This window comes from Parazoarcus communis (assembly GCF_003111645.1).
Classification (GTDB): domain Bacteria; phylum Pseudomonadota; class Gammaproteobacteria; order Burkholderiales; family Rhodocyclaceae; genus Parazoarcus; species Parazoarcus communis_A.
Genome location: NZ_CP022187.1, coordinates 3,188,939 through 3,215,092 on the forward strand (window position 1 = coordinate 3,188,939; position 26,154 = coordinate 3,215,092).

General features: G+C 62.5%; 20 protein-coding genes and 1 pseudogene. 4 read left to right on the forward strand and 17 right to left on the reverse strand.

All coding sequences use genetic code 11. The annotated features are described in order from the left end of the window. Positions 1-166 precede the first annotated feature (166 nt). On the forward strand, positions 167-1,471 hold the full coding sequence (locus tag CEW83_RS14470; RefSeq protein ID WP_108949971.1) for a sensor domain-containing diguanylate cyclase: 1,305 nt from the start codon (positions 167-169) through the stop codon (positions 1,469-1,471). On the opposite strand, the gene CEW83_RS14475 is transcribed toward CEW83_RS14470, so the two are convergent. After that, positions 1,461-3,083 carry a methyl-accepting chemotaxis protein gene (locus CEW83_RS14475; protein ID WP_108951431.1) on the reverse strand — a complete coding sequence of 541 codons (1,623 nt, stop codon included), beginning with the start codon at positions 3,081-3,083 and terminating at the stop codon, positions 1,461-1,463. The genes CEW83_RS14470 and CEW83_RS14475 overlap by 11 nt on opposite strands. A gap of 252 nt (positions 3,084-3,335) precedes the next feature. Here CEW83_RS14475 and CEW83_RS14480 point away from each other — a divergent pair, with 252 nt between their 5' ends. Continuing rightward, entirely contained in the window at positions 3,336-3,797 is a 462-nt protein-coding gene (locus CEW83_RS14480; protein WP_108951432.1) for a c-type cytochrome, read from the forward strand. 64 nt (positions 3,798-3,861) lie between these two features. Here the strand turns inward: CEW83_RS14480 and CEW83_RS14485 are convergent. The 6 genes and pseudogenes from CEW83_RS14485 to CEW83_RS14510 form a co-directional block, all read right to left on the reverse strand. Then, positions 3,862-4,556: pseudogene (locus CEW83_RS14485) on the reverse strand (cytochrome b/b6 domain-containing protein). 48 nt (positions 4,557-4,604) lie between these two features. Further along, the gene (uvrA, locus tag CEW83_RS14490) at positions 4,605-10,355 is read right to left on the reverse strand and encodes an excinuclease ABC subunit UvrA (RefSeq protein WP_108949972.1); all 5,751 of its coding nucleotides are present in this window, start codon (positions 10,353-10,355) and stop codon (positions 4,605-4,607) included. Between the two features lie 164 nt (positions 10,356-10,519). After that, positions 10,520-10,951, reverse strand: coding sequence for a hypothetical protein (locus CEW83_RS14495; RefSeq protein WP_108949973.1), 432 nt, complete (start codon positions 10,949-10,951; stop codon positions 10,520-10,522). A 127-nt stretch (positions 10,952-11,078) separates the two neighbouring features. Further along, on the reverse strand, positions 11,079-11,636 hold the full coding sequence (efp, locus tag CEW83_RS14500; protein ID WP_108949974.1) for an elongation factor P: 558 nt from the start codon (positions 11,634-11,636) through the stop codon (positions 11,079-11,081). Between the two features lie 63 nt (positions 11,637-11,699). Then, positions 11,700-12,869 carry an elongation factor P maturation arginine rhamnosyltransferase EarP gene (earP, locus tag CEW83_RS14505; protein ID WP_108949975.1) on the reverse strand — a complete coding sequence of 390 codons (1,170 nt, stop codon included), beginning with the start codon at positions 12,867-12,869 and terminating at the stop codon, positions 11,700-11,702. Positions 12,870-13,168: 299 nt separating this feature from the next. Beyond that, positions 13,169-13,903, reverse strand: coding sequence for a 16S rRNA pseudouridine(516) synthase (locus tag CEW83_RS14510; RefSeq protein ID WP_108949976.1), 735 nt, complete (start codon positions 13,901-13,903; stop codon positions 13,169-13,171). A 114-nt stretch (positions 13,904-14,017) separates the two neighbouring features. Between CEW83_RS14510 and CEW83_RS14515 the strand changes: the two genes are divergently transcribed. Both CEW83_RS14515 and CEW83_RS14520 read left to right on the forward strand, forming a co-directional pair. Then, complete coding sequence (locus CEW83_RS14515) at positions 14,018-14,488, forward strand: SRPBCC family protein (RefSeq protein ID WP_108949977.1); 471 nt, start codon at positions 14,018-14,020, stop codon at positions 14,486-14,488. Between the two features lie 66 nt (positions 14,489-14,554). After that, positions 14,555-15,514, forward strand: a complete 960-nt coding sequence (locus CEW83_RS14520; RefSeq protein ID WP_108949978.1) for a recombination-associated protein RdgC — start codon at positions 14,555-14,557, stop codon at positions 15,512-15,514. Positions 15,515-15,920: 406 nt separating this feature from the next. Here CEW83_RS14520 and CEW83_RS14525 read toward each other — a convergent pair whose 3' ends face one another. From CEW83_RS14525 to CEW83_RS14570, 10 genes are all read right to left on the reverse strand, one after another. Next, positions 15,921-17,078 (reverse strand): iron-containing alcohol dehydrogenase, encoded by a 1,158-nt coding sequence (locus tag CEW83_RS14525; RefSeq protein ID WP_108949979.1) that lies wholly within the window; start codon positions 17,076-17,078, stop codon positions 15,921-15,923. A 10-nt stretch (positions 17,079-17,088) separates the two neighbouring features. After that, entirely contained in the window at positions 17,089-18,549 is a 1,461-nt protein-coding gene (gabD, locus tag CEW83_RS14530) for an NADP-dependent succinate-semialdehyde dehydrogenase (protein ID WP_108949980.1), read from the reverse strand. A gap of 21 nt (positions 18,550-18,570) precedes the next feature. Continuing rightward, positions 18,571-19,017 carry an acyl-CoA thioesterase gene (locus CEW83_RS14535; protein WP_108949981.1) on the reverse strand — a complete coding sequence of 149 codons (447 nt, stop codon included), beginning with the start codon at positions 19,015-19,017 and terminating at the stop codon, positions 18,571-18,573. Positions 19,018-19,029: 12 nt separating this feature from the next. Further along, positions 19,030-20,184, reverse strand: coding sequence for an iron-containing alcohol dehydrogenase (locus CEW83_RS14540; protein WP_108949982.1), 1,155 nt, complete (start codon positions 20,182-20,184; stop codon positions 19,030-19,032). Positions 20,185-20,205: 21 nt separating this feature from the next. After that, the gene (locus CEW83_RS14545; RefSeq protein ID WP_108949983.1) at positions 20,206-20,853 is read right to left on the reverse strand and encodes an ABC transporter ATP-binding protein; all 648 of its coding nucleotides are present in this window, start codon (positions 20,851-20,853) and stop codon (positions 20,206-20,208) included. Continuing rightward, positions 20,850-21,635, reverse strand: coding sequence for an ABC transporter ATP-binding protein (locus tag CEW83_RS14550; RefSeq protein ID WP_108949984.1), 786 nt, complete (start codon positions 21,633-21,635; stop codon positions 20,850-20,852). Before CEW83_RS14550 ends, CEW83_RS14545 begins: the two co-directional genes overlap by 4 nt. Beyond that, on the reverse strand, positions 21,632-22,576 hold the full coding sequence (locus CEW83_RS14555; RefSeq protein ID WP_108949985.1) for a branched-chain amino acid ABC transporter permease: 945 nt from the start codon (positions 22,574-22,576) through the stop codon (positions 21,632-21,634). Before CEW83_RS14555 ends, CEW83_RS14550 begins: the two co-directional genes overlap by 4 nt. Continuing rightward, a complete protein-coding gene (locus tag CEW83_RS14560) occupies positions 22,576-23,475 on the reverse strand; it encodes a branched-chain amino acid ABC transporter permease (RefSeq protein ID WP_108951433.1) in 900 nt (299 codons plus the stop codon). The genes CEW83_RS14555 and CEW83_RS14560 overlap by 1 nt, the downstream gene beginning before the upstream one ends. Positions 23,476-23,556: 81 nt before the next feature. After that, positions 23,557-24,864 carry an ABC transporter substrate-binding protein gene (locus CEW83_RS14565; RefSeq protein WP_108949986.1) on the reverse strand — a complete coding sequence of 436 codons (1,308 nt, stop codon included), beginning with the start codon at positions 24,862-24,864 and terminating at the stop codon, positions 23,557-23,559. Between the two features lie 31 nt (positions 24,865-24,895). Then, positions 24,896-26,071 carry an ABC transporter substrate-binding protein gene (locus CEW83_RS14570; protein ID WP_199915122.1) on the reverse strand — a complete coding sequence of 392 codons (1,176 nt, stop codon included), beginning with the start codon at positions 26,069-26,071 and terminating at the stop codon, positions 24,896-24,898. Positions 26,072-26,154: the final 83 nt, after the last annotated feature.

The following is a 26,154-nucleotide window of genomic DNA, read 5'->3' on the forward strand; positions in this document are numbered from 1 at the left end:
CACGCACGGCGGTGGTGGCATGCGGTTATCCGCTTGTCGCCACGCCTTTTCCTGCGCTTCCCGGGGACGCTTCGTGCCAATCGGGACGTAATCGATATACCCACGTCCGCCATGCGTTTATTATGCCCCGCTACTGGACAGGACCCCCGCTCGCACGGGGAACGCGATGCCGCTTTCCAACGCCGATAACTCACACGCCGTTCTTCAAGCGGTGTTCGATGCGCTGCCCGACAGCGTCTTCCTGATCGATCCCGCCAGCTCAGGCATCGTCTATTGCAATCGTGCGGCCTGGTCCGGTCTCGGCTACAGCCGCGCGGAAAACCTGCTCGAACATTCGGTGCTCAGCCTGCAGAGAGATGTGATCGGCCCGGAGCAGTGGCTCAGCATCGCGGCCGAGATCCGGGCGCGCGCCCCGTACGTGTTCATCGGCTGCCATCGACACCGGCTTGGTCGAGAAATACCCGTAGAGGTGCATACCAGCTGCTTTCAGTTCCAGGATCGGGAGTATTTCCTGTCGGTCGCACGCGACATCACCCTGCGCACGCAGCTCGAACGCGACCTGAGCGCGCGCGATGCCCAGCTTCGCTTTGCGCTCAACGAGGCCAGTGACGGGCTGTGGGACTGGGAAATCGGCAGCGACAGGGTCTTTTTCAGCCCCCAACTCAAGCGCATGCTGGGATACGGGCCGGACGAACTCGAGCCCACGCTGTCGAGCTGGACCGACAATATCCATCACGACGACGCCGCCCAGGTCCACCGTATTCTTGAGGACCACCTCAGCGGCGAGCGCGAGCGCTACGAGGCCGAATACCGCCTGCGCAACCGCAACGGACACTATCTGTGGGTGCATGACCGCGGGAAGATCTGCGAACGTGATGAAAACAGCCGACCCTCAAGAGTCGTTGGCATGGTGCAGAACATCACCGATCGCAAGAACCTCGAACTCCGCCTGCAGCAACTCGCATCGCACGACAGCCTCACCGGCCTGCTGAACCGCCGCGAAGCCGAGATCGTGCTCGACACCCAGCTGGGGCTTTGCGAACGTCTCGGCGTGCCGCTCGGCATCTGCCTGTTCGACCTCGACAACTTCAAGCAGATCAACGACACGCACGGGCACCAGTGCGGTGACAAGGTGCTGACCGGCGTCGCCCAGCTGTTCGGAAGACACATCCGGCGCTCGGACTTTCTTTGCCGATGGGGAGGAGAAGAGTTCATGCTGATTTGCATGGACAGCAACCTCGAACAATTGCGTCACCGCATCGAAACCCTGCGCCATCTGCTGGCCGCGCATCCATGGGAGGGTATCGATGCGCTCGAGCAGGTCACCGCCAGCTTCGGCATCGCCTCCTGTCCCGAGCACGGCAGAGATGCCCGGGAACTCTTCATCGCAGTGGATGAGGCGCTCTACCGCGCCAAGGCGGCAGGGCGCAACCGGGTGGAACCGGCCCTCATCAAGCCCCTCACACCCTGAAGCGGGATACCGATTCCTGCAGGCGCGACGCCAGTTGCTCCATCTCGCGCGCCGCACCGACCGTGTGCTCGATCGCGGCATTGTTGTCGCGTGCCATGCCGGCAATCTCGTCGATGCTGCTGGTCACCGACTCGCTGGCACGGCGCTGATCCTCGGTCGCAGTCGCGATCCGGTCCAGACCTTCGCCCACATCGCTGACTGACGCATTGGCTGCAACCAGCACGCCCGACACCACGTCGGCGGCATGGCGGCTGGACTCGAGATGACTCAGACCGCGGGCAATGGAATCCTGCACCGAAACCGACTGCCGGCTGATCTCATGGGTGATGGTGTCGATTTCGCCCGCTGAGCGTGCAGATTTCTCCGCCAGCTTGCGCACCTCGTCTGCGACCACCGCAAAACCCCGACCCTGCTCACCGGCACGCGCAGCCTCGATCGCTGCATTGAGTGCAAGCAGATTGGTCTGCTCGGCAATCTCGCGCACTTCCTGCGTCATGCTGGTGATGGCCCGCGTCGAATCGACAAAGGCACTCACCGATTCTGCCATGTGCTGCACGGCGGTTTCGACATGTGCCACTTCGCTGATCAACTCTCCCAGACTGCGCTGGCCTTCCTGCGAGCGGGCAAGACTGTCGCGGGATCGCACGCGCACCGACTCGGTACTTTCAGCGATGTGCAGGATCTTGACGTTGAGTTCATCAACCGATTTGGCCGCTTCCATCGAACTGTCGTTCTGCCGGTGCGAACCTTCGGCCAGCTGCGAGGCGCCTGTCACCAGGTTGCGTGCCGAGCCCGTGACTGCCTCCGCCGAGGCGCCCACCTGGCGCACCAGGTCGGCAATCGTGGCCATCATGCGATTGAAGGTCTCGGCGGTGCGACCAATTTCATCCCGACCCGGTGCATCAAGCCTGCGCGTGAGGTCACCGCCGCCCTGGGCAATCTCCGCCAGACTCGCGGTCATGTGCGACAGCGGCCGGGTAACGAAGCGACGGATGAACAGGTAGATGAACGCAGCCAGCGGCAGGGACGCCAGGAACGCGAACAGGATGCTTTCGTTACGGAAATCGGTCACCGCGGCATTGACCTTGTCGAGCGAGACCCGCATGCTCACCGCACCAAGCGTGGCGCCCACATCCACCTGGTGACAAAGCGTGCAGTCCTTGCCGAGATAGTTCTTCGATGCCGGCGACGGGATCACCACCCTCAGGTGCTCACCGTAGCGGTCGTCGGTCTCGACCTGCAGAATTGCCGGACCGCCTGCCATCACTGCCTTCTCGGCCTCATCCAGCGATGTCTCGGCGGCCGTGCCCGGACCATAGACCTTGCTCACGGCTTCGCCACGAATCACCTTCAGATCCCGCACCGAAGACAGCTCCTTGATCTGGTCGAGAAACACGTCGCGCTGCGCCACGGTGCCGGTAATCATCATTCCGGTCAGCCCTGCCATGGTCATTTCGTTGACCGAACTGGCAAAGTCACGCGCCTGATCGATCGCGGTATCGCGATTCACGCGGGTCTCCCACACGATCATGCTGCCCCACGCAATCACAAGCATCAGCCAGATTGCGCCGGTGAGGCGCACCCATATCGGCGTGTCGGCTAGACGACGCATGATTCTCTCCTTGCCTGTGTGCCCGACATCCGGGCCCATTCTGTAGTCACTTGAAACATCGGCTGATCTGATGCAAAGCTTTAGCCATTTCTTCGGACGAAAAGCCCGGCACGTGGCACCAGCCTTGATTTGTCACCTGATACGAATATCATGCAACCCTGATAGACACAGGGAACCAAGATATTCAGGCCCTGTCCGAGCACGGGGTCCCTATCCGAATTTCATCATCATCATCAACCTGAGAGGTCACACATGAAGAAATCCATCGCCCGCGCAACACTCGGTATTGTCGCACTGTCGCTCGCCACCATCGCGTCGGCCCAGGTCAAACCGGAAGATCAGATCAAGTTCCGCAAGGCCGGATACAGCTTCATGAGCTGGAACATGGGCAAGATCAAGAGCAACCTCGAAGGCACCTACGACGCAGCCCAGGTCACTGCGGCCGCCAATGCCATCGCCGGCATCGCCAACTCGGGCATGGGCGCGCTGTTTGGTGCGGGTACCGACAAGGACGTCGGCAGTCAGAAAACCCGTGTAAAGCCGGAGCTGTTCCAGAACATGCCGGAAGTCGGCAAGCTGGCGGGTGACTTCAGTGGCGCCGCGAACAACCTGGCGAAAGTCGCTGCAACCGGCGATGCTGCTGCAGTCAAGACCGCGTTCGGTGACCTTGGCAAGACCTGCAAGGCCTGTCACGACAAGTTCCGCGAGGAGTGAGTCTGCACCGCATCTGACCTGACCGCAGACACGGAAAAGCCGCATCACTGCGGCTTTTCCGTTTTTACCAGGCGGGCGCGGACTGAGGCGGCGGCGGGGAGGTGGCGAAACCAGCCCACCCGTCGCCACCCACACTGTTGCAGCCGCAACGGCCAGCGCCACCACGAAGGACACCAGTCCACCGCCTTGCGCAGGCCTGGGTGCCGGTTCGGGAAACTCCTTCACCCCGGTGATCATCGGCTTCACCAGGTTATCCTTCTTGACGTGTGCGTAGTACAGGATCGCCAGCACATGCAGCGCAATCAGCCCGCCGATGATCCAGATGTTCTGCCGGTGCAGACTGCTCATCCAGTCACTGGTGCTCTTGCTCACGATGGCATACAGCGGTCCCTCGAAGGCGATATCGTCATTCGCCACCAGCCCGCTCACCACCTGAAATATCATGACGCCGAGCAAGCCGAGCACGGACAGCGCCCCAAGCGGATTGTGGCCCGGCTCCCTCCACTGACCGCGCAGATACGCCCTGATGCGACCCGGTCCCGGCACGAAGTGGGTAAAACGCGCATAGGTCGAGCCCAGCACGCCCCAGACCAGACGGAACGCCAGCAAACCGGCAATGGCCACGCCCAGCCGGCCATGCCACACGATCAGGTTGCCACCGATCAGCCCGCTGGCAAACACACCCGCGGTCAGCACCACCAGCGCCCAATGGAAGACGCGGGTAGGCAGATCCCACACCCGCACAACTTGCTTGCTCATAAAACCATCCCTGCAATACGACTATCCATTATGCCTTCAGGGACCGGATCAGGCTGGTTTCGGTTCCGCAGTGCCGCACCGCGCAGCGAGAAACTCCACCAGGTGGCGGCCGGTATGCGATGCGGGATTGTCCATCGCGACCTCGGGCGGCCCTTCGGCCACGATCTGTCCGCCGCCATCCCCCCCCTCGGGGCCAAGATCGATCAGCCAGTCGGCCTCAGCCATCACGTCGAGGTCGTGCTCGATCACCAGCACCGTATGACCCGCGTCGGTCAGCCGGTGCAGCACATGAATCAGCTTGTCCACATCGGCCATGTGCAGGCCCACGGTGGGCTCGTCGAGCACGTACAGGGTGTGGCGGTCGGCGGGCAGGGGAAGGCCCGTTGCTGCAGCCGCATCGCCCGGACGGTTGCGTACCTTGGACAGCTCGGTCACCAGCTTGATGCGCTGCGCTTCGCCACCCGACAGCGTCGGGCTGGGCTGGCCCAGGGTCAGATAGCCCAGACCCACATCCTGCAGCAACTGCAGTGGATGGGCGATGGACGGATGGGCGGCGAAAAAGCCCACCGCTTCGTCCACCGGCATCGCCAGCACCTCGGCCACCGTCTTCTCGCGCCAGCGTACCGACAGGGTTTCGGGATTGAAGCGCGCACCACCACAGGCCTCGCACGGCGTCTTCACGTCGGGCAGGAAGTTCATCTCAACCGTGGTCTGCCCGGCCCCGTCACATGAGGGGCAGCGGCCAGCACCGGTGTTGAAGGAGAAGCGCGATGCGCTCCAGCCCCGGGTGCGGGCATCGAACGTATCGGCAAACAGCTTGCGGATCGCATCCCAGAAACCGACATAGGTCGCCGGGCAGGAGCGCGGCGTCTTGCCGATCGGGGTCTGATCCACCTCGAGCACCCGGCCGACCTGCTGCCAGCCTTCCAGGCTGCGACAGCCCACCAGGGTCTGATCCACCTCTTCCGGCTGTGCCTTGCCACGACGGCGTGCGCGCACCGCCTCCGGGTCGCCCAACCGGGCCCTCAGATTGGCGTGAATCACATCGCGTGCGAGCGAAGACTTGCCCGATCCCGACACCCCGGTCACCACCGTGAGCCGGGCCAGCGGGATGCGTGCATCGATATTGCGCAGGTTGTGCAGGCTGGCACCTTCGACGCGGATCGCCGGGTGGTCTTCCGCCACCGGCCGCCGCGGACGCATCGGATGCTGCAGCGGATTGCGGAAGCAGGCGCCGGTAGCCGATTCCGGCGCCGCCAGCAGCGCCGCCACATCACCTTCGGCAACCACCCGGCCACCGCGCACGCCGGCCCCCGGACCGAGGTCGATGACATGGTCGGCACGGCGGATGGTGTCCTCGTCATGCTCAACCACCAGCAGCGTGTTGCCGCGGTCGCGCAGTGCCTCAAGCGTGTCGAGCAGCAGGCGGTTGTCACGCGGATGCAGGCCAATGGTGGGCTCGTCGAGGATGTAGCACACGCCGCGCAGGTTGGAGCCCAGTTGAGCCGCCAGCCGGATGCGCTGCGCCTCGCCACCGGACAGGGTCGGTGCGGCACGGTCGAGCGCGAGGTAACCCAGTCCCACATGCTGGAGGAAATCGAGACGGCCGCGAATTTCACTCACCAGATCGCGCGCGATGTCGTTTTCACGCTCGTTCAACACCAGTTCGCCGAAGAAGTCCGCAACCTTGTTCACTGCCAGCTTCGCCAGCTGATGCAGGCCACGGTCGCGGAAACGCACCGCACGCGCGACCGGATTGAGCCGCGCGCCCTCACACGCAGGACAGGGCTCGTCTCTGCTGACACTGTCTTCGGCGTCACCAAGGTCGAGCGCATCCGGGTCTTCCACCCGCGCCGCCGTCTTCAGGCCCGTCCCGAAGCATTTTGGACACCAGCCATGCTTGGCGTTGTACGAAAACAGACGCGGATCAGGCTCCGGAAAGCCGGTCCCACAACTCGGGCACGCCCGAAGCGTCGAAAACGTAATTTCAAAGGGGTCAGAGTCGTTTGATAGTTTCAAAGGGGTCAGAGTCGTTTGATCAAGGGGATCAAACGACTCTGACCCCTTTGAAACTGACCCCTTTGAAACAAGTCGCAGCACCTTGAGTACGCCTTTGCCATGCTCGAGCGCGGCACGAACGAACTCGCGCAGGGTCGCCTCATGTTCCGGCTGCACCATCACCATGCCGAGCGGCAGTTCGATGGTGTGCTCCTTGTAGCGGTCAAGGCGCGGCCATTTGGCGGTCGGCAGATACTCGCCATCAACGCGCAACTGCGCATGGCCCTTGCCCCGCGCCCATTTTGCGAGATCGGTGTACAAACCCTTGCGGTTGGTGACCAGCGGCGCCAGCACTTCAACCGATGCGCCCCGCAGTTCGCGCTGGATCTGCGCAACGATGGCCTCGAAGCTCTGCGGTGTCACTGGTACCTGGCAGTCCGGGCAGTACTGGGTGCCGAGCTTGACGTACATCAGGCGCAGAAAGGGGTGGATCTCGGTCAGGGTCGCTACCGTGCTCTTGCGCCCGCCACGACTGGTACGCTGCTCGATCGCGACAGTGGGCGGAATGCCGAAAACGCCGTCAACATCCGGCCGGCTCGATGGCTGCACGAACTGTCGCGCATAGGCGTTGAGCGACTCCAGATAGCGGCGCTGGCCCTCGCCAAACACGATATCGAACGCCAGGGTCGACTTGCCCGAGCCCGACAGGCCGGTGACCACGGTGAAGCGATCGCGCGGAATCGACACGCTGATGTTCTTCAGGTTGTGCTCACGCGCATGATGAATCTCGATCGCCGGTGCCGTCAGCGCACGGTAAGCCGCCGGCGCCTCGGCCACCATCGCCGGTGCCGCGCGGGTGCGTGCCAACGCTTCCGCATACTCGCGCAGCGCAAGTCCGGTGTGAGATGAGGGATGTGCCCGCACCTGCTCCGGACTGCCCTCGACCACGATTTCGCCACCGCCGTCGCCGCCTTCCGGGCCAAGATCGATGATCCAGTCGGCCGCTGCGATCACATCAAGGTTGTGCTCGATCACGATCAGCGAATTGCCCGCTTCGAGCAGCTTGTTGAACGCACCCAGCAGGGTGGCGACGTCTTCGAAATGCAGACCGGTCGTCGGCTCGTCGAACAGAAAGAGCAGACCAGGCGCGGCATCCCCCGCCTTATCCACGGACTTGCCAACAGTTTTATCCACAACTTTCGACGCGCGGCCGCCCTTCTTCTGCGCAGCTGCGGCCAGATGGCCGGCCAGCTTCAGTCGCTGCGCCTCACCACCCGACAGCGTCGGCACTGGCTGCCCCAGACGCAGATAATCGAGGCCGACGTCGGACAGGGGTGCGAGCGCGGCCAGCACCTTGGGCTGATCGGCGAAGAAGCCCAGCGCCTCGCGCACCGTCATCTCCAGCACATCAGCCACGGAATGGCCACGCCATTGCAGCTCAAGCACTTCAGGGCGATAGCGCTTGCCGTCGCAATCCGGGCAGCGCAGCCAGACATCCGACAGGAACTGCATCTCGACGTGCTCGAAGCCCGAGCCGGTGCAGGTCGGGCAGCGCCCGTGGCCGGCGTTGAAGCTGAAGGTGCCGGGCGAATAACCGCGCTGCTTGGCCTCCGGCAGGGCGGCAAACAGATTGCGGATCGGATCCCAGGCGCCAACATAACTGACCGGGTTGGAGCGCGAGCTCTTGCCAATGGCCGACTGATCGACCATGACCACGCCGCGCAGTCCGTCCACGCCCTCCAGCCCGTCGAAGGCGCCCGGCGTGTCCACCGCCTCGCCAAAATGCTTTGCCAGCGCAGGATAGAGCACATCCTGGATCAGGCTCGACTTGCCCGAACCCGACACCCCGGTCAGGCAGGTCATGCGCTGCAACGGGAAAGACACGCTGATTCCGCGCAGATTGTGCTCGCGCGCGCCGATCAGCCTCAGCCGTGGGGTCGCGGTATCGACCGGACGCGATGGACGCTCCACATCGATACGTTTCCTGCCCGCCAGCCAGGGACCTGTCACCGAATCCGGATTTGCGGTGATCTCCGCCGGCGTGCCGCGGGCGACGATATTGCCGCCGCGCTCGCCAGGGCCGGGCCCGATCTCCAGCAACTCGTCCGCCGCCACCATGACCTGTGGATCGTGTTCGACCACCACCAGCGTGTTGCCCGCGTCGCGCAGCCGCGTCATCACCCCCAGGATGCGGCCGATATCGCGCGGATGCAGGCCGATCGAGGGTTCGTCGAGCACGAACAACGTATTCACCAGCGAGGTTCCGAGTGCAGTGGTCAGGTTGATGCGCTGCACCTCGCCGCCGGACAGCGTCCGCGACTGCCGGTCAAGCGTCAGGTAGCCCAGCCCAACATCGGCAAGATAGGTCAGCCGGCTGCGGATCTCGCCCAGCACCAGTTCGGTCGCCTCGTCTGCCACCCCGGGCAGCTCAAGTGCGGTGATGGCTTCGCGGATGCGATCGACCGGCATCGCCATCAGCTGGTGGATCGCCAACCCTCTTTTTTCAAAGGGGTCAGAGTCGTTTGATCGAGCAGTCAGATCAAACGACTCTGACCCCTTTGAAACAGGCAAGCGCCACAGCAAGGCATCGGGCTTGAGCCGCGCGCCGTGGCAGGAGGGACATTCGGTGTAGCTGCGGTAGCGCGACAGCAGCACCCGGATGTGCATCTTGTAGGCCTTGGTCTCGAGCCAGACAAAGAAATGGCGCACGCCGTACCAGTAGCGCGGCCATGAGCTGTCCCAGTTCTTCCACTTGGCGTCGCCTTCGAGCACCCACTGCCGGTGTTCCGGCGGCAGGTCGCGGAAGGGGACGTCCATCGCCACCCCGGCCTTCTTCGCCATCTTTGCCAGATCCTGCTGGCACTCGCGGTAGCTCTCTGTCTGCCACGGCTTGATCGCGCCTTCGGCCAGCGTCTTCGATTCGTCCGGGATCACCAGGCCGAAATCCACCCCGATGACACGGCCGAATCCGCGACAGGTCTCGCACGCCCCGATCGGCGAATTGAAGGAGAACAGGCCCGGGGTCGGATCGCTGTAGTGGATGTCGCAGTCGGCACAATGCAGACCCTGCGAATAGCGCCACTCAGCCTCTTCGCCATCGCCGGCGGCAAACACACGCAAGCGGCCATGGCCCAGACGGAGTGCCGCTTCCAGCGCTTCAGCCAGACGCGAGGGCTCGGCCGCCGAGAAGCGGAAGCGGTCCTGCACGACCTGCAGCACATCGGCGTCCACACCCTCTTCGCGCCGATGGATGCGGGTATAGCCCTGTGCGTTGAGCAGCGCGGTGATCTCGGCCTCGCTGTAGGTTTTCGGCACGGTGAGCGGAAAGCAGACCATCAGTCGCGGATCGCCCGCGGCCGCAGCGCGACGGCCGAGGTCCTCACCGATGCTGTCCACCGAGTCACGCTTGACCGGCTTGCCGCAGCAGCGGCAGTGCAGGTGCGAGGCGCGGGCGTAGAGCAGCTTGAAGTGGTCCGCAAGCTCAGTCATGGTCCCGACCGTGGAGCGCGAGGTGCGCACCTGGCTGGTCTGATCGATCGCGATGGCCGGCGGCACGCCCTCGATGCGGTCGACCTGAGGCTTGTCCATGCGGTCGAGAAACTGACGCGCGTAGGGCGAGAAGGTCTCGACGTAGCGGCGCTGCCCCTCAGCGTACAAGGTGTCGAATACCAGCGAGGACTTGCCCGAACCGGATACCCCGGTCACCACCGTGAGGCGGTTCAGCGACAGGTCGAGCGAGAGATTGCGGAGATTGTTCTGACGTGCGCCGCGAATGCGGATGCTGTCTTTGAGGTCGGGCATGGCTGGGCTGCTGGAGGGGCGCAAGATGGTCATTGTAGGCTGCAGACCCGATCGCGGCACGATAGGTTCAAGCAGCCATCACAATCATATCGAACGCGCCCGGCAAAACCGGATCAGCCGGATCCGGTCCCCGGGTGTCAATGGCGCATGAGCGCCAGTAGCGCTTATTCCGCGGGCTTTTCCTGCGGTACCTGCGGTACTTCCTCGGGCTTGTTACGCACTGCATCAACGACGCCCTTGCTCGCATCCTTGATCCGCTTTGCCGCTTCCAGGGTGGCATCGGCAATGCGTCTTGCGGCCTGCTCGGTGGCTTCCTTGGCGTCGAGCGCGGTTTCACCCGCCGATTCGACGACCTCAGACGCCTTCTCGCTGCCAGTCTCGGCTTGCTCTGCAGCCTGCTCGGTCACGGCCTCGACGACGGCCTTGCCGGCTTCTCCTGCCTTTACGGCTGCTTCACCGGCTTTCTCGATCGCCTCTTTGGCGGCGTCCACCGCCTCGCTGGCAGATTGTTCGACCTTGTCGGCCGGCTTGTCCTCGCTACAACCGGCGAGAATAAGGGTGCTTGCAGCGGCCATTGCGGCCAGCAGGGTTTTCATCGGTCTCATCTCATGCATTTGGGCGAATTGAAGCTTGCACCGTCTGACCGGAAAATTCTGTCAGATACTTCCCGTATTGACCAAAACAAAGGGCCCGTGAGGGCCCCTTGCATTGGATCGGTGCAAATTACTTCACGCGAGCGCGGTATTCGTCAGTGCGGGTATCGATTTCAATCTTGTCGCCGATTTCGACGAAGGCCGGAACCGGCAGCTCGAAACCGGTCTTGATGCGGGCCGGCTTCATGACTTTGCCCGAGGTGTCGCCCTTCACGGCCGGCTCGGTGTATTCCACTTCGCGCACGACGGCGTTGGGCAGCTCGACCGAGATCGCCTTGCCGTTGTAGAACACCACTTCGCAGGCCAGGCCGTCTTCGAGGTACTTGAGCGCGTCGGTCATGTTTTCGGCTTCGACTTCGTACTGCTCGTAGTCGGCGTCCATGAACACGTACATCGGATCAGCGAAGTAGGAGTAGGTCACTTCCTTGCGGTCGAGCTGGACCACTTCGAACTTGTCGTCAGCCTTGTAAACCGATTCCGACGGCGCGCCGGTCAGCAGGTTCTTGAGCTTCATCTTCACGACCGCAGCGTTGCGGCCGGACTTGTTGTACTCGGATTTCTGTACCACCAGCGGGTCGGCGCCGACCATGATGACGTTGCCCGAGCGGAGTTCCTGTGCGGTTTTCATGCTGTGTCCTGAACTTGATGCGGCGCGACCGTAGACGCTAACCCGATACGAAAGCGCGCGATTCTACCCTCTCGCGTCGACTATGTGGTTGCAGAATTGCGTCAGACGCATCGCCAGATCCGGCATCGCCGCCTGGCTCAGACCCCAGTTTTCCGCGTGTGGACCGATCACCGGAAGGCCTTCGGCAAACGCAGACCACGCGGCAGCAGGCACTCCGCGACCGTTCCAAGCATGCCAGAACGCTACGAGCGCCTTGGCCGCCGCCGGGTCCAGACCCGCACGATAGCGTTGCAAAAAAGCATCAAGCTTGTCGAAGTGCGCCTCGTCGTCCTGCGCATAGATGTGCCAGACGAAAGGCTTGCCCGCCCATTGCGCGCGCACAAATGAATCCTCGCCGCGGACGAAATTCAGGTCGCTCACCCACAGCAGGCGATCGTAAGCGTCCTGGTCGGTGAAGGGCAGCACGGCGAGCGAGAGACTGCCTTTGCGCAGTCGCGCACCCGCGCTCAGCCCGTGCACACCAAAGGCCCGCGCAAGGTCGCCCAGCACCCGGCCTTCAGGCACCAGCAGCAGCACCGGGCGGCTGCTCCGCGCCCAGATCTCTACAAGATCCGTCAGCCCCGGCTGCTCGTAGGCAAACAAGGAGACGATCAGCGTATCCGCGCCAGGAAGCGCAACCTCGTTCGTCGCCAGCCATGCGGCCCGCCCGTCTTGCTGCAGAAAGCCGTCACGGGCCGCAATCAGCCCGGTCTCGCGCAACAGCCCGCCACCGGCGGCATCGAAACCGGGGAAAAAGAAGTGTTTGGTCAAGGGTTGTGAAGGATGGGGCGAAGCCAGACCATGGCAACCGCTCACCCAGTCCTCGGCCGACAGATACTCGAGGTTGATCCAGACCGGCGCCACAGGCCGTGCAGCCATCGCCTCGACGTGGGCCTCGGGCAAGGTACAGGCGAAGGCCTCGATGACCACAGCGGCCGGCTCAAGCCGCTCGAGCGGCATCGTCCACTGCCGGATGTCGACGCCCTCGACCACCGCCTGCTGCACTGCAGTACGAAGCACCGGACACAGGCGCGAAAACGCGACGAAGTCGTCCACCCAGAGTCGCACCCGAAAGCCGTGATCGCGCACGAGTGAGCGCGCAAGTCGCCAGCAGACGCCGATATCCCCATAGTTATCCACAACCTGACAGAAAATCTCGTAGTCAGGCGGGGGAAGAGGCGCGTTTTCGGTCATCGTCGTGAACAAGTCGGGGGATTAAATCGGGAAAGGATGTGGACAAAGGCTTAGGAAGGAAATGGTCGGAAAAGCATGGACATTTCATGCACAGCTGATTAGGGGGTTTATCAACCTGCTTATCAGACCGCGAATCTTGCACTGCAGCAGGCGCTATCCGAGTTATCCACAGATTTTGGCCCACTGTTTACTTCTTTATCTTTATATTTAATAAAGTAAACAACAAACAAAAGCTCAAACAAAAAGGCGGTCCGAGTCCGGCAAACACCTGCCGGAACCCAGGACCGCCTGCGGGTCAATCAGGAATAGTTGTTGAGCTGCTCAAGGTCGGCAGCTTCCAGCCAGCGCCATTCACCCGGGGCCAGCTGCGCATCGAGTTCGAGTCCACCGACACGGCTGCGGTGCAGGGCTTCCACCCGGTTGCTGGCTGCACCGATCATGCGCTTGACCTGGTGATACTTGCCTTCGCACAGGGTGAGCTGCAGCGTATGCGAACCGGTCTGAACACAGGCCGTTGCCGCAACCGGTGCGGGTTCGTCATGCATCTGCACCCCGGCAAGGAGCGCCGCGATCAGTTCGGGCGTCACTTCGTGCTTGAGCGTGACCTCGTAGACCTTGGGCGTGCGCTTCTTGCCCGAACTCCAGTAGTGAATGAACTTGCCATTGTCGGAAAACAGCAGCAGCCCGGTCGTATCCTGGTCGAGTCGGCCGATGCTCTGCACACCGCGCAGCAGCATCTGTGGTGGCAGCAGCTTGAAAACGGAAGGGTGAAAAGTCGGTTTCAGCGAACATTCGTAGCCGACCGGCTTGTGCAGCATCAGGTAAGCCTCGGCGCGGAACTGCCACGGCTGATCGCCGATCGTGAACTCAAGCCCGGGAACACCATCGCTGCCGCCGGGTTCAAAGTCTGCGAAAGGGTCGTCACACGGAACACCGGCAACACTGACGTGCCCGGCACGGACGAGGGCGCGGCATTCCTTGCGGCTGCCGAAACCCTGGGAGTGGAGAAGTCGTTCGATTTGCATGGCTGGCATGGTATCGCGGATGCCCCCTGCGCTTCATCCCATCTCCACCAGGGCCGGCGCCAGCGCTGCGACCATCCTCAAGCTCGGGGTAAACTGCGGGCCTGACCGGCAAGGAGACCGTCTTTGAAATTCGAACATCTCATCGAGGTCAATGACCTCGCCAATCCGCTGCTTACCGTGCTTAGCCGCGAAGAAGTCTGGTTCGGGCTGTTGTGCCGCGCCGAGGATTCGCGTGCGTTTCTCCCCGGACTCGAGCGCTGCACCATCCTCGAACGCAAGGAAGGCGAACTCCTGCGCGAACTCAATTTCGGACAGGTCAGCATTCGCGACCGGGTGCTCTTCAGCGAACTCGAGTGGATCAGCTTCGAATCCGAAGCCACCGCAGAGCACGCGGGCGGCAAACTGGTGATCAGCATCGAAGAGCCCGAGGCCGGCGTGCTGTTCCTGCGCTTCGTCTATTCGACCAGCCTGCCCGACGCCAACGGAAGCGAAGAGGCAAAGTATGCCGATATCGTTCGCTCTGCCTATCATCAGTCCGACATCGACACCATGAAGGTGATCCGCATGATCGCCGAGTCGGGACGGCTGCAATAATCCTTTCCATCCGGCGTCCGTTGCCGATGCAGCGGGCGCTTTTTCGTTCACATCAGGAAATAAATCATGTGGTTCAAGAACCTGCAGTTGTATCGCCTGCCCACAGGGTGGGACATGAGCATCGAGAAACTGGAAGAGCAACTGGCCAAGAAGCCCTTCAACCCGTGTGGCAGCCAGGACATGGAGAGTCGCGGCTGGCTCTCGCCCCTGGGTAACGAAGTTCTGGTCCATGCAGTGGGTGGCCAGTGGCTGATCGCACTTGGTTTCGAACATCGTCTGCTGCCGTCCTCCGTAGTCAAGCAGGAAGCCGACGAACGCGCAGCGGAAATGGCCGACCAGCAAGGCTTCAAACTCGGTCGCAAGCAGATGAAGGATCTGCGCGAACAGGTCGCTCAGGAACTGATGCCGCGCGCCTTTACCCGTCGTCGTCGCCTTCACGCCTGGATCGACCCGGTTGGCGGTTGGCTGGCGGTGGACGCGCCAAGTCAGGCTCGCGCCGAAGATGTCATCGAAGAACTGCGTCACTGCCTCGACAGTTTCCCGCTGACGCTGGTGCGCACCGAACGCTCGCCGGTTTCGGCAATGGCCGACTGGCTTGCAGGCAACGAAGCGCCGGCAGGTTTCAGCATCGACCAGGACTGCGAACTGCGTTCGGTCACCGAGGACAAGGCAGCAGTGCGTTACGTTCGTCATCCGCTCGAAGGCGACGAGATCAAGGGTCACCTCGAAGCCGGCAAGTTGCCGACACGTCTGGCCCTGACCTTTGACGACCGCGTGAGTTTCGTTCTCACCGACAAGCTCGAGATCAAGCGCATCGATTTCCTCGACGTGGTGCGCGACCAGATCGACGGTCAGGCGGAAGACGAAGAGGCGCTTTTCAACGCCGAGTTTGCCCTGATGACCGGCGAGCTGGGTCAGTTGCTGCCTGCTGTCGTTGAAGCACTGGGTGGCGAGTTGAAGCAGGAGGCCACAACGGAGGTTCATTCGGCAGTGACGAAGTCAGCTGCAGGTGATCCACCGTTCTGAGTGGACACGAGGGCGTAAGCCCGAGAGCAGGTCAAAGCGCTGTCGCATTTGCGGCGGCGCTTTTTTTTGGGGTGTTCAAAGGGTGTACACAGTATTTAAAGATTTAAAAGACTATAAAGATTATAGTGACCCGAAATCTGTGGATAAGCACTTTTAACCCATATAAAACAGTTTCTTGGCTATCTGGTAAACGTGTGCACAGCACCCTTGTAAACGACAGGATCATTTGTTGATGAAATTTCTGCCGCTAGTGTTTACTCAACTTATCCACAATCTGCACGGTGTCTGAATAACAGCTTATACATGCTGCTTTTCGTGCACTTTCGATGCGGCTGATCATCGCGGTGGACGTAAAAAAGGGGAGGAATCCATCGGATCCTCCCCTTCCTTGAACACGAAAAACGATCTACAGAATCGATCGATAGATTGCCGTGACCTCTTCCAGGTTCATGTCGCAAGGGTTGGTGGCGATCAGGCGTTGAATCTGCGTCACCACTTCTTCGGCCATGCCGGGAATGTCGGCTTCACCGACCCCCAGCTGGCTCAGACGGGTTTCGAGCCCACCATATCCGGCCATCTCTTCCATGCGACTGACGAAGGCCTCTGCGGCTTCTGCTTCGGACGCGAAGCTGCGGCCAGGGAGTACGCACCGCGCCAGCTCGGCGTAGGCGGCTGTGGCAGCCCTGAGATTGAAGCGCAGTACCGGCCCCATAACCAGGGCGTTGGAATGCCCGTGCGGGACGTGGAAGCGTGCGCCAAGCGGGTAGGCAAGACCATGGATGGCCGCAACGGAAGCATTGACGAAGGCCATACCACCCAGCATTGCGCCTTCCAGCACGGCCGAACGCGCCTGCAGATCCTGACCGTTCTCGAGAACGAGGGGCAGGTTGCGTGAGAGCAGCTCAAGTGCCTTGCGTGCAAGGGCGTCGGCAACCGGGTTCTTGCGCGTGCGGCTGGTGTAGGCCTCGATGGCATGCACCATCGCATCCAGCGCGGTTGCTGCGCTGACCTTGGGTGGCATGCCCACGGTCAGTCCGGCATCGAGCAGGGCGATGTCGGGCAGCAGCTGGGGCGTATAGACGGCCTTCTTCTCACCATTCTCGTTGGTGATGACGGACACCCAGGTGACCTCCGAGCCGGTACCGGCCGTGGTCGGTACCTGAATCAGTGGCAGGCGGCCGCCAGTGGCCATGTCGACGCCGTAGATCTCTTCGATCGTCTGTGTCGAATGCGCCAGCAAGGCCACGACCTTGGCGGTATCCAGTGAGGAACCGCCGCCGAGGCCGATGATGCCGTCGGCCTCGGCGGCTCTCGCCGCTTCCACCGCCTTGCGCACCATCTCCACCGGAGGATCGGCAAGGACGGCATCGAAGGTCGCGGCTTTCAGCCCCGCTGCAGCGAGGACCCTGCTTGCCCGACCGGCGATGCCGCAGGCGACGATCCCCTGGTCGCACACGAGCAGCGGCCGTTTGATCGCCAGCTCCTGCGCGAGCTGACCGAGGCATTCGAGACCGTCGATCTCGGAGATGATCCGTGGCGGGGCACGGAATACGAAGTCAGTCATTTGGGTCTCCTTACTGCACGCCGCCCATGCACAGGTATTTGATCTCGAGGTAGTCCTCGATGCCGTACTTGGAACCTTCACGTCCGAGACCGGACGACTTCACGCCGCCGAAGGGGGCGACCTCGGTGGAGATGATCCCGGTGTTGATGCCGACGATGCCGTACTCAAGGGCAGCGGAGACGCGCCACACGCGGTTCATGCCAGCGGCGTAGAAGTAGGCGGCGAGGCCGAACTCGGTGTCGTTGGCCATCTGAATGGCCTCGGCCTCGTCCTTGAAGCGGAACAGCGGGGCAACAGGGCCGAAGGTTTCTTCTTTCGCCACTTTCATGGCCGGCGTCACGTCGGCGAGGATGGTGGGCTCGAAGAAGGTGTGGCCGAGCGCATGGCGCTTGCCGCCGGTCATCAGGCGTGCGCCCTTGGACAGTGCGTCGGCGATGTGCTCTTCGACTTTCTCCACCGCGTTCATGTCGATCAGCGGGCCCTGGGTGGTGCCGGCTTCCAGCCCGTTGCCGACCTTGAGCTTGGCCACGGCGGCGGCGAGCTTCTCGGCGAAGGCGTCATACACACCGTCCTGCACCAGCAGGCGGTTGGCGCACACGCAGGTCTGGCCACTGTTGCGGTACTTGGAAGCGAGCGCCCCTTCGACGGCGGCGTCGAGGTCCGCGTCGTCGAAGACGATGAAGGGCGCGTTGCCGCCGAGCTCGAGCGAGAGCTTCTTGATCGTGGGTGCGCACTGGGCGGCGAGCTTGATGCCGATCTCGGTCGAGCCGGTAAAGGTGAGCTTGCGCACGATGGGGTTGGCGGTGAGTTCGCCGCCGATCTCGCCGGCCGAGCCGGTGACCACGCTGAACACACCCTTCGGAATGCCGGCGCGCTCGGCGAGCACGGCCAGCGCCAGTGCGGACAGCGGGGTCTGGCTGGCGGGCTTGAGCACCATGGTGCAGCCGGCGGCGAGCGCCGGTCCGGCCTTGCGGGTGATCATCGCCGAGGGGAAGTTCCAGGGCGTGATCGCGGCGCACACGCCGATCGGCTCCTTGGTGACGACGATGCGCTTGTCGGGCTGATGGCCGGGGATCACGTCACCGTAGATGCGCTTGCCCTCTTCGGCAAACCACTCGATGAAGGAGGCGGCATAGCCGATCTCGCCCTTGGCTTCGGTGAGCGACTTGCCCTGCTCTGAGGTCATCAGCACGGCCAGGTCGTCCTGGTGCTCGAGCAGCAACTCGAACCAGCGGCGCAGGATCTTCGAGCGCGCGCCGGCGGTGAGGCTGCGCCATGCGGGCCATGCGGCGTTGGCCGCTTCGATGGCGCGGCGGGTTTCGGCCTGGCCCATCTTGGGCACGGTGCCGACGGTCTCGCCGGTGGCGGGGTTGGTGACGGTAATGGTGGCGCCGGCGTCGGCGGCGACCCATTCGCCATCGATGTAGCAGCTGGAACGGAGCAGGCTCGGGTCCTTGAGTGCGAGTGTCATTGTGTTCTTTCCTCTTGGATGTCAGTTATTGGTCTGGATTGACTGGATTTCGGCCAGTGCTTCACGCATTGCATCGGGTACGCGCACCGGTCGGTTGGTTTTGCGATCGACATATACATGGATGAAGTGACCGGCGGCTGAAACCGTGTCTTCGTCATTGCGGAACAGGCCGACTTCGTAACGAATGCTGCTGTTGCCGATGCGGGCAACGCGCAGGCCGGCCTGAACCACGTCGGGAAAGGCAATCGGGCTGAAGTAGGCGCAAGACGTTTCGATCACAAGACCGATCACCTCGCTGTTCTGGAAATCGAGCAGTCCGCGCTCGATCAGCCACTGATTTACGACGGTGTCGAAGTAACTGTAGTACTGGACATTATTTACATGGCCATAGACGTCGTTGTCCATCCAGCGCGTGGTGATCGCCTGAGTATGCGGGTAGGCGGCGCGGGTTTCTTCCTTTGATGACATATTGGCGAATCCTTACAGTACCGAGGCGTAGATCGCGCGTGCATCCGCTTCGGTCACGTCGCGTGGATTGTTGATCAGCAGGCGCTGAATGTTCATGACGTCGCGAGCGAGCATGTCGAGGTCATCAGCACCGACCCCGACTTCGCTCAGGCGCTGCTCGAACGGCATTTCGGCGACCAGGGTGCGCATGGCCTCGATGAAGGCGTCTGCCGCTTCTGCGGCGTTGGCAAAGCTGCGCTGGGGCAGGATGACCTGCGCCAGTTCGGCGTAGGGCGTTTCTGCCGCGCTGCGGTTGAAGGCCAGCACGGGTGACAGTACCAGCGCATTGCTCAGCCCGTGTGGCACGTGATAGTGCCCGCCCAGCGGGTAGGCCAGGGCGTGCACCGCTGCAACCGGTGCGTTGGCGAAGGCCATGCCTGCCAGCAGCGAGCCTTGCAGCATCGCGGAGCGTGCGGGCAGGTCGCTGCCGTCGGCGATCACCTTGCGGATATTGGTATAGAGGAGTTCCAGCGCCTTCACTGCAAGACTGTCCGACAGCGGGTTCTTCTTGTGGCGCGAGGTGTAGGCCTCGATCGCATGCACCATGGCGTCGATGCCCGTCATGGCGGTGACGCGTGCAGGCAGACCGACGGTCAGCGTGCCGTCGAGCACGGCGATGTCGGGGTAGAGAATGGGCGATACGACGCCTTTCTTCTCCTGCGTCGGCGTGGTCACAATGGCGATTGGCGTGACTTCCGAGCCGGTACCGGCCGTGGTCGGTACCTGGATCAACGGCAGGCGCGGACCGCGTGCAAGCCCGATGCCATAGACTTCGGTCAGTGCTTGAGGTGCGCCTGCGAGCAGGGCAACGAGCTTTGCGGTGTCCATCGAGCTGCCACCGCCAAAGCCGATGATGCCGTCTGCCCCGGCGGCGCGGGCGGCCTCGGTTGCGCTCAGCACCGACTCTTCCGGCGGATCGGCCAGCACGTCGGTGAACACGGTGGTGGAAACGCCGGCCGACTTGAAGCCTTCGAGCGCGGAATTCAGCACGCCGGCCTCGATCAGACCGCGATCGGTCACGATCATCGCGTGACGCATGCCGAGTTCCTTTGCCAGATCGCCAAGACGCGCTGCAGCGCCTGTTTCGCATACGATCCGGGGCGTGGTTTCAAACACGAAATTCGTCATTCTTTTCTCCTTGAGGCGGAATCAGGCGGCTTCGACCACACCGCGTTCGATGCGATAACTGCGGTCGACGAGGTCGGCAGAATGGACGTCGTCGGATTCGGAAAGCACCACGGACAAGCCTTCGTTGCCCAGGCTTGCGATGACCTCGGTCAGGCGGCGCGAGAGCACCGGCGCGACGCCTTCGAAGGGTTCGTCCAGCAACAGCAGGCGTCTTCCGGGCATCAGTGCGCGCGCCAGGGCTACCAGCTTCTGCTGGCCACCACTGAGCTGCAGCGCGCGGCGATCCCGGAACTCCGCCACTTCGGGCATCAGCTCGTAGATCCATGCCAGGCGCTGAGGCGCGTCCTTGATCCCGTTTGCCCAGGCCGGCATCAGGATGTTTTCTTCCACGGTGAGCTGCGGGATCAGGCGGCGGTCTTCCGGGAGATAGCTCACGCCAAGCCCGGCGCGCTTGTAACCGGCCACCTTGCTCATGTCCTGGTCGTGGATACGGATGGCGCCGGACTCGATGGGCAGCAGGCCCATGATGCTGCGCATCAGCGTGGTCTTGCCCGCGCCGTTGCGTCCGATCAGACCAATCATGGCGCCTTTGGGCACTTCCATCGCAACGTCGCGCAGGATGGGAATGCTGTCGATGGACACGTTGAGTCCCCTGATATTCAGCGTCATGCCGCGCTCCTCTCTTTTTCTTCGGTCTTGCGACCGTGGCCGTGACCGATGACGAGTTCCTGCACCTTGGCATCGCCAAACACCTTGGCGGGCGCGCCATCACTGATGATTTCGCCGCTGTAGAACGCGAGTACGCGCGAGACGTAGCGCTCGACGATCTCCATGTCGTGTTCGACGAAAAGCACCGTCACCTTGTGGCGTCGAACCGCAAGCATCACCGTGTCCATCAGCGGAAACTTCTCTTCCACGCTGACGCCGCTGGTGGGTTCGTCGAGCAGCAGCATGCGGGGCTTGCCGATCAGGGCCATGGCGATGTCGATCAGCTTGCGTGCGCCCTGAGGTACAGCACTGACGATGGCGTCGCGGTACTGCTGAACGGCGAATTCCTCGAGGATCTCGTCGGCCCTTGCGACCCGGGACTTGCTGCGAAGGCCGCTGAAGAAGGACGGTCGTGGTCCCTCTGCCGCGACGAGCGCAATCAGCAGGTTGTCGAGCACGGTCATTTCGGGAAAGAGCTGCGCCACCTGAAAGGAGCGCGTCATACCCTTGCGGATGATCTCGCGTGTGCTCTTGCCGACGATGGACTTGCCTTCGAACAGGATCTCGCCCGACGAAGGTGGCAGATAGCCGGTCACCATGTTGATGAAGGTGGTCTTGCCGGCGCCGTTGGAGCCGATGACGCCGACCACCTCGCCGGATTCGATCTGCACATTGAGGTCACGTGCAGCCGTCACCGCGCCAAAGCTGCGATTCAGGCCACGGGTTTCGAGAATGATGCTCATGCCGCAGCCCTCCGTTTCTCGGCGACCAGACTCCACAGGCCCTTGGGCAGGAAGACGATGATGGCCAGCAGCACGAAGCCGAGGATCATCTGCCACGAATGCGGAGCCAGTTCGAGCGCATAGGTGCGTACCAGCGCGAACAGCACGGCGGCGATGAAGGGTGCGGCCACATGTGAAGTGCCGCCGAGCAGGGCAATGAAGACGAACTCGCCCGAGGTGGTCCAGAACGCCATTTCAGGGTCGACATGGCCGGTGGCGAGCGCAGTGAATGCGCCACCTACGGCGGAGATGCCGGCGGCAAAGAGGTAATTGGCGTACAGGATCCAGCGCGGGGAGAGGCCGAGGAACTCCACCCGGATCTCGTTTTCCTTGATGGCCTCGTTGACTCCGCCCAGTCCCGATTTCATGTAGCGGTTGAGCGCGATCGCGATACCGCCGGCCACGAGGACCGTGAGCACGAAAATGACAAGCTTCTGATCCTCGCCTGCAGGCAACCAGCCGAGGAAGGTGACGTCATGGACGTTGAAACCGTCGGTCGATCCCAGAGCCTGGTTCTTGACGATGAGACCGTACAGGATCATCGACAGCGCCAGCGAGAGCATCGCGAAGAAGATGTCGCGATAGCGGGTCATCAGCAAGCCGAGGATCGCGGCCACGCCCACTGAGGCTGCAACCCCAAGGCCGATCAGCACGAATGCATCGTGGATGTCGAGAAAGGCTCCGCCCATGCCGACGCTGTAGCCACCGATGCAGAAGAAGAGCCCTTGTCCGAAGGAGACCAGACCGGCACGCATCTGGATCACGACGCCCTGCACCACCAGTGCCTTGGCCAGGGCCAGCGTCAGAATGAAGGTCAGCCAGCTCGGCAGCAGGAAGGCGGACGCGACCAGCACGAGTGCCGACACGAGCAGCCAGATTTCTGTCTTATCGAGTTTGAACATCAGATTTTCCTCGCCAGATCGCGTCCGAAAAGACCTTGTGGCCGCACCGCAAGTACCAGGGCCATAACGCCGTAGATCACGAACAGTTCAATTTGTGGTGCGAGGTGCACTGCTGCTGCCCGGGTGATCCCGACCAGCAGGGCGCCGACGATCGCACCTTCGATACTGCCCAGACCGCCGACCACGACGACGGCAAACGCCAGCACGATCACTTCGACGCCGATGCCGGGCGACACCGAGATTGCAGGTGCGGTCAGTGCGCCGGCGATCGCACCCAGCGTGGTTCCGACCACGAAGGTCGCGGCGAACATCAACTTCACGTTCACGCCCATGGCGATTGCGATCTCGCGATCCTGAATCACCGCACGCAGGACTTTTCCGGTGTGGGTCCGGTTCAGCGTGAGCCAGCAGGCGGCACCGATCACGGCCGAAACGGCGATCAGTGCAAGGTCGTAGTTGGCGAAGGTCAGTTCCCCGATCTCGCTGCGACCGAGCAGGCTGTAGGGCTGGAAGGTGAAATAGGGGTCGACGCCGAAGATGAGCTTGGTAGCATCTTCCAGAATCAGCAGCAGGGCATAGGTGACGATCACCATCAGGATCTCGTCGCGCTTGTACATGAACTGCAGCAGGCCTTGCTCGATCAGCAGACCCACCACCACGCCAGACACCAGCGCGGCACCCAGCAACAAGGCATAGCTCCAGTAGGGCGCGCCTTCTGCGCCGGAGAAATACCAGCCAACGAGAGATGCACCCGTATAGGCACCGATGGAGTAGAAGCTGCCATGGGCCATGTTCAGGATGCGCATCACCCCGTAGATCACGGTCAGACCCGCCGCCACCATGAACAACCATGAGGCGTAGATCATCCCGTCGATCAGAATTGCATAGAGCGTCGTCATGCTCATTGCTCCGATGAGAGAGGGGAAAACACGGAAAGGAGGCCCCGGCGGAATCGCTCCGCCGGGGCAGGTCACGCAGGCTTAGTTACACTGCGCACCGGGGAAGCCGGCCTTGATCCAGTCGGCCGCAGTGGTGCCGTCCGGCGGGGTCACGCATTCGCCGCTGTAGGATTTCACGTTGGCAATCGTGGCCTTGTCCGACTTTGCATCGAACTTGTATTCGCCGTAGGCAATGCCCTGCAGCGCCTGATGACCGTTGGCACGCGCCATGCGCACGGTGCCCGATACGGACTCGAAGGTCAGACCCTTGAAGCTGCGGGCCACTTCTTCCTTGGCCGGAATGACGCCGGGCTTGCCCGCTGCCTTTTCCACAGCTGCTTTCAGACCCAGGATGGCCTGTGCCATCTTGAATGCAGGATAGGTCGGGTCCATTTCCGCGCTGCTGCGATAGGCGGTGCGGAACCAGGTGCTCAGCGTGTTTTCCGGCGCGAAGGCACCGAAAGGACCACGCGCACCGATCACCAGGCCATTGGGCGCCTGGCCCTTGAAACGGTCGAGTGCGGATTCGCCACAGGTCAGGACGGCCGTACGCTTGTCGAACAGGCCGCGGGCGTTGCCCTGGAGCACGAAGGCTTCCATGTCGCCGCCCCAGAAGCTGCTGTGGATCACGTCGGGCTTGCTGACGCTGAGCGCGGAAATCTCGGCACCGTACTGGCCCTGGAAGAGCTTGGGCAACTGCTCGGTGGTGACCTTGACGCCGGGCTTGAGCTGCTTGATGGCAGCCGAGAAGTCGCCCCAGGAGTCGTGGCCCCAGGCGTAGTTCTGCTGGATGCTGGCCACGGACTCGAGCTTGCGCCCGGTATCGATGAGATAGCGCGCGGCGCCGATGTTGTCGATGGCGGCATCGAGGCCGGTACGGAAAACATAGGTGGGTGCCTTGTTCTCCTCGAACAGGCGCGAGGTGCCACAGTCGAACAGTACCGTCGTGAGCTTCAGCTCTTCCGCCACAGGCGCGATGGCCAGGCAGTCGCCGGACGAGATATAGCCGATGACGGCATCAACCTTGTGACGCTCGGCCAGGTTGCGGAACTCTTCCACCTGTTTGCTTGCACCACCATTCTCGTCGACGATGACGGTTTCGATCTCGAGACCATTGATGCCCTTGAGTCCGTAGGGCGCCGGCACCTTGCCTTCATTGAGGGCATCGATCACGAGCTTGGCGCCGTTGAGCGACGGTACGCCAAACGGGCCAGCCGCTGCGCCGGACAGGAAGGTCACGATACCCACGCGGAATTTTCCGTTTTCCGCTGCGGTGACCGGGGCCGAAAAACCGATGGCCGCGGCAAGTGCGAGGGCGGTGGGTGCGAGATACGATCTTGTTCTTTTCATCTGGTGTTGCCTCCTTTGGTAAAGCTTTGTTCTACGGAAAGTAATCCGCCGTTCCTGCCGCTCGTGAGCGACGTTCGCGGACAAGGGCGGGCGGCGGTGAAAGGTCTTCCGCCCGATATACGGTCCAGTTGCCGACCATGACCCGTGCGGGCGGGAAGCGGTCGTCCGGCACGACTTCGCCGACGGCCTGCATCTGCACGATCTGGTGGGTGTCCGGGTCGATATATGAAGTGAAACCGTCGGGATCTTCGGGTAGCTGCAGGTGCAGCCCCTCCAGCGCGGCCACGATGGCGTCCGTGTCCGTCGCGCTGCCGGCTTTTCTGATCGCTGCAGCGATCATCATGATTCCGCTGTATGCGCCTTCGGCTGCATAGGTCGGGAAGCGGCCTTCGGCCTTGTGGAAATCGTTTACAAAACGGCGGTTGCGTTCGGTCTCGGGCCAGTTGTTGTGATGGCGGGCGGAGACGATCAGGCCTTTTGGCGGTTTGTCGCCGAGGGCGACCATGACCTCGTAATTGGCGCCGGTATCGAAGTTCGCCAGTCGCGTGCGGTCAAAGAAGTCGGTGCTTGCCGCCTGCTTCATGAAGGCGATGAAATCTCCGCCCCACAGCGCGGTGACGACGATCTCGGGTTCGGCCTTTTGCAGCGCGTCGATATAGGGGGAGTAGTCCGGCTCGTAGAGCTTGGGCCAGAACATGCCGACCAGGTCGAACTTGACCCCGAGCCGCTCGAAGTTGCTGCGCAGGTCGATCCAGGAGACGTGACCGTAGTCGTAGTCGGGGGCAATGAACGCGAGGCGCTTCCAGCCGGTCTTGCGCTGCAGTTCTGCAAGGTAGCGGGCACCGGCCGCCATCGAGGTGTAGGAGTCGTTCGACACCCGGAAGTAGTACTTGTGAAAGGCTTCGATGGTGAGGCGCGATGACGCGTGGTCGGTGCCGACCATGATCACCCGGTTGCGCTGGGCGGTCTGGCTCACCGCATGCGCTACACCTGAGCTGACCATGCCACACAGAAAGCGGGCGCCATCGCGGTGGATGAAATCCTCCGCAATTCGCACCGCATAGGAGGCTTTCGAGCGGGTGTCGTCGATCAGCACCCGCAACGTCGGTGCAGGGGTGCCATCGCGGGCAAGGTCGGCAAGTGCCAGCTTCATCCCGGCAATGCTGTCGCGACCGTAGATCGCAGCGCGACCGGTCATCGGGAACATGCAGCCTATCGTGGCGTCTGCCTTGCCGGCAGGCGCACCAAGCTCCACTCGAGCCCATGAGGTCAACGGCTCGACCGCGGCAC

What these genes read in the sequence shown, in the direction of transcription:
- CEW83_RS14550 (WP_108949984.1), bottom strand. Translation starts at nt 21,635, where the DNA reads ATGAGCATCATTCTCGAAACCCGTGGCCTGAATCGCAGCTTTGGCGCG.
- earP (WP_108949975.1), bottom strand. Translation starts at nt 12,869, where the DNA reads ATGACCGAAAACGCGCCTCTTCCCCCGCCTGACTACGAGATTTTCTGT.
- CEW83_RS14470 (WP_108949971.1), top strand. Translation starts at nt 167, where the DNA reads ATGCCGCTTTCCAACGCCGATAACTCACACGCCGTTCTTCAAGCGGTG.
- CEW83_RS14560 (WP_108951433.1), bottom strand. Translation starts at nt 23,475, where the DNA reads ATGACGACGCTCTATGCAATTCTGATCGACGGGATGATCTACGCCTCA.
- CEW83_RS14545 (WP_108949983.1), bottom strand. Translation starts at nt 20,853, where the DNA reads ATGACGCTGAATATCAGGGGACTCAACGTGTCCATCGACAGCATTCCC.
- CEW83_RS14510 (WP_108949976.1), bottom strand. Translation starts at nt 13,903, where the DNA reads ATGCCAGCCATGCAAATCGAACGACTTCTCCACTCCCAGGGTTTCGGC.
- CEW83_RS14570 (WP_199915122.1), bottom strand. Translation starts at nt 26,071, where the DNA reads ATGTTCCCGATGACCGGTCGCGCTGCGATCTACGGTCGCGACAGCATT.
- CEW83_RS14520 (WP_108949978.1), top strand. Translation starts at nt 14,555, where the DNA reads ATGTGGTTCAAGAACCTGCAGTTGTATCGCCTGCCCACAGGGTGGGAC.
- CEW83_RS14540 (WP_108949982.1), bottom strand. Translation starts at nt 20,184, where the DNA reads ATGACGAATTTCGTGTTTGAAACCACGCCCCGGATCGTATGCGAAACA.
- efp (WP_108949974.1), bottom strand. Translation starts at nt 11,636, where the DNA reads ATGAAAACCGCACAGGAACTCCGCTCGGGCAACGTCATCATGGTCGGC.
- CEW83_RS14525 (WP_108949979.1), bottom strand. Translation starts at nt 17,078, where the DNA reads ATGACTGACTTCGTATTCCGTGCCCCGCCACGGATCATCTCCGAGATC.
- CEW83_RS14535 (WP_108949981.1), bottom strand. Translation starts at nt 19,017, where the DNA reads ATGTCATCAAAGGAAGAAACCCGCGCCGCCTACCCGCATACTCAGGCG.
- gabD (WP_108949980.1), bottom strand. Translation starts at nt 18,549, where the DNA reads ATGACACTCGCACTCAAGGACCCGAGCCTGCTCCGTTCCAGCTGCTAC.
- CEW83_RS14475 (WP_108951431.1), bottom strand. Translation starts at nt 3,083, where the DNA reads ATGCGTCGTCTAGCCGACACGCCGATATGGGTGCGCCTCACCGGCGCA.
- uvrA (WP_108949972.1), bottom strand. Translation starts at nt 10,355, where the DNA reads ATGCCCGACCTCAAAGACAGCATCCGCATTCGCGGCGCACGTCAGAAC.
- CEW83_RS14565 (WP_108949986.1), bottom strand. Translation starts at nt 24,864, where the DNA reads ATGAAAAGAACAAGATCGTATCTCGCACCCACCGCCCTCGCACTTGCC.
- CEW83_RS14555 (WP_108949985.1), bottom strand. Translation starts at nt 22,576, where the DNA reads ATGTTCAAACTCGATAAGACAGAAATCTGGCTGCTCGTGTCGGCACTC.
- CEW83_RS14495 (WP_108949973.1), bottom strand. Translation starts at nt 10,951, where the DNA reads ATGAAAACCCTGCTGGCCGCAATGGCCGCTGCAAGCACCCTTATTCTC.
- CEW83_RS14480 (WP_108951432.1), top strand. Translation starts at nt 3,336, where the DNA reads ATGAAGAAATCCATCGCCCGCGCAACACTCGGTATTGTCGCACTGTCG.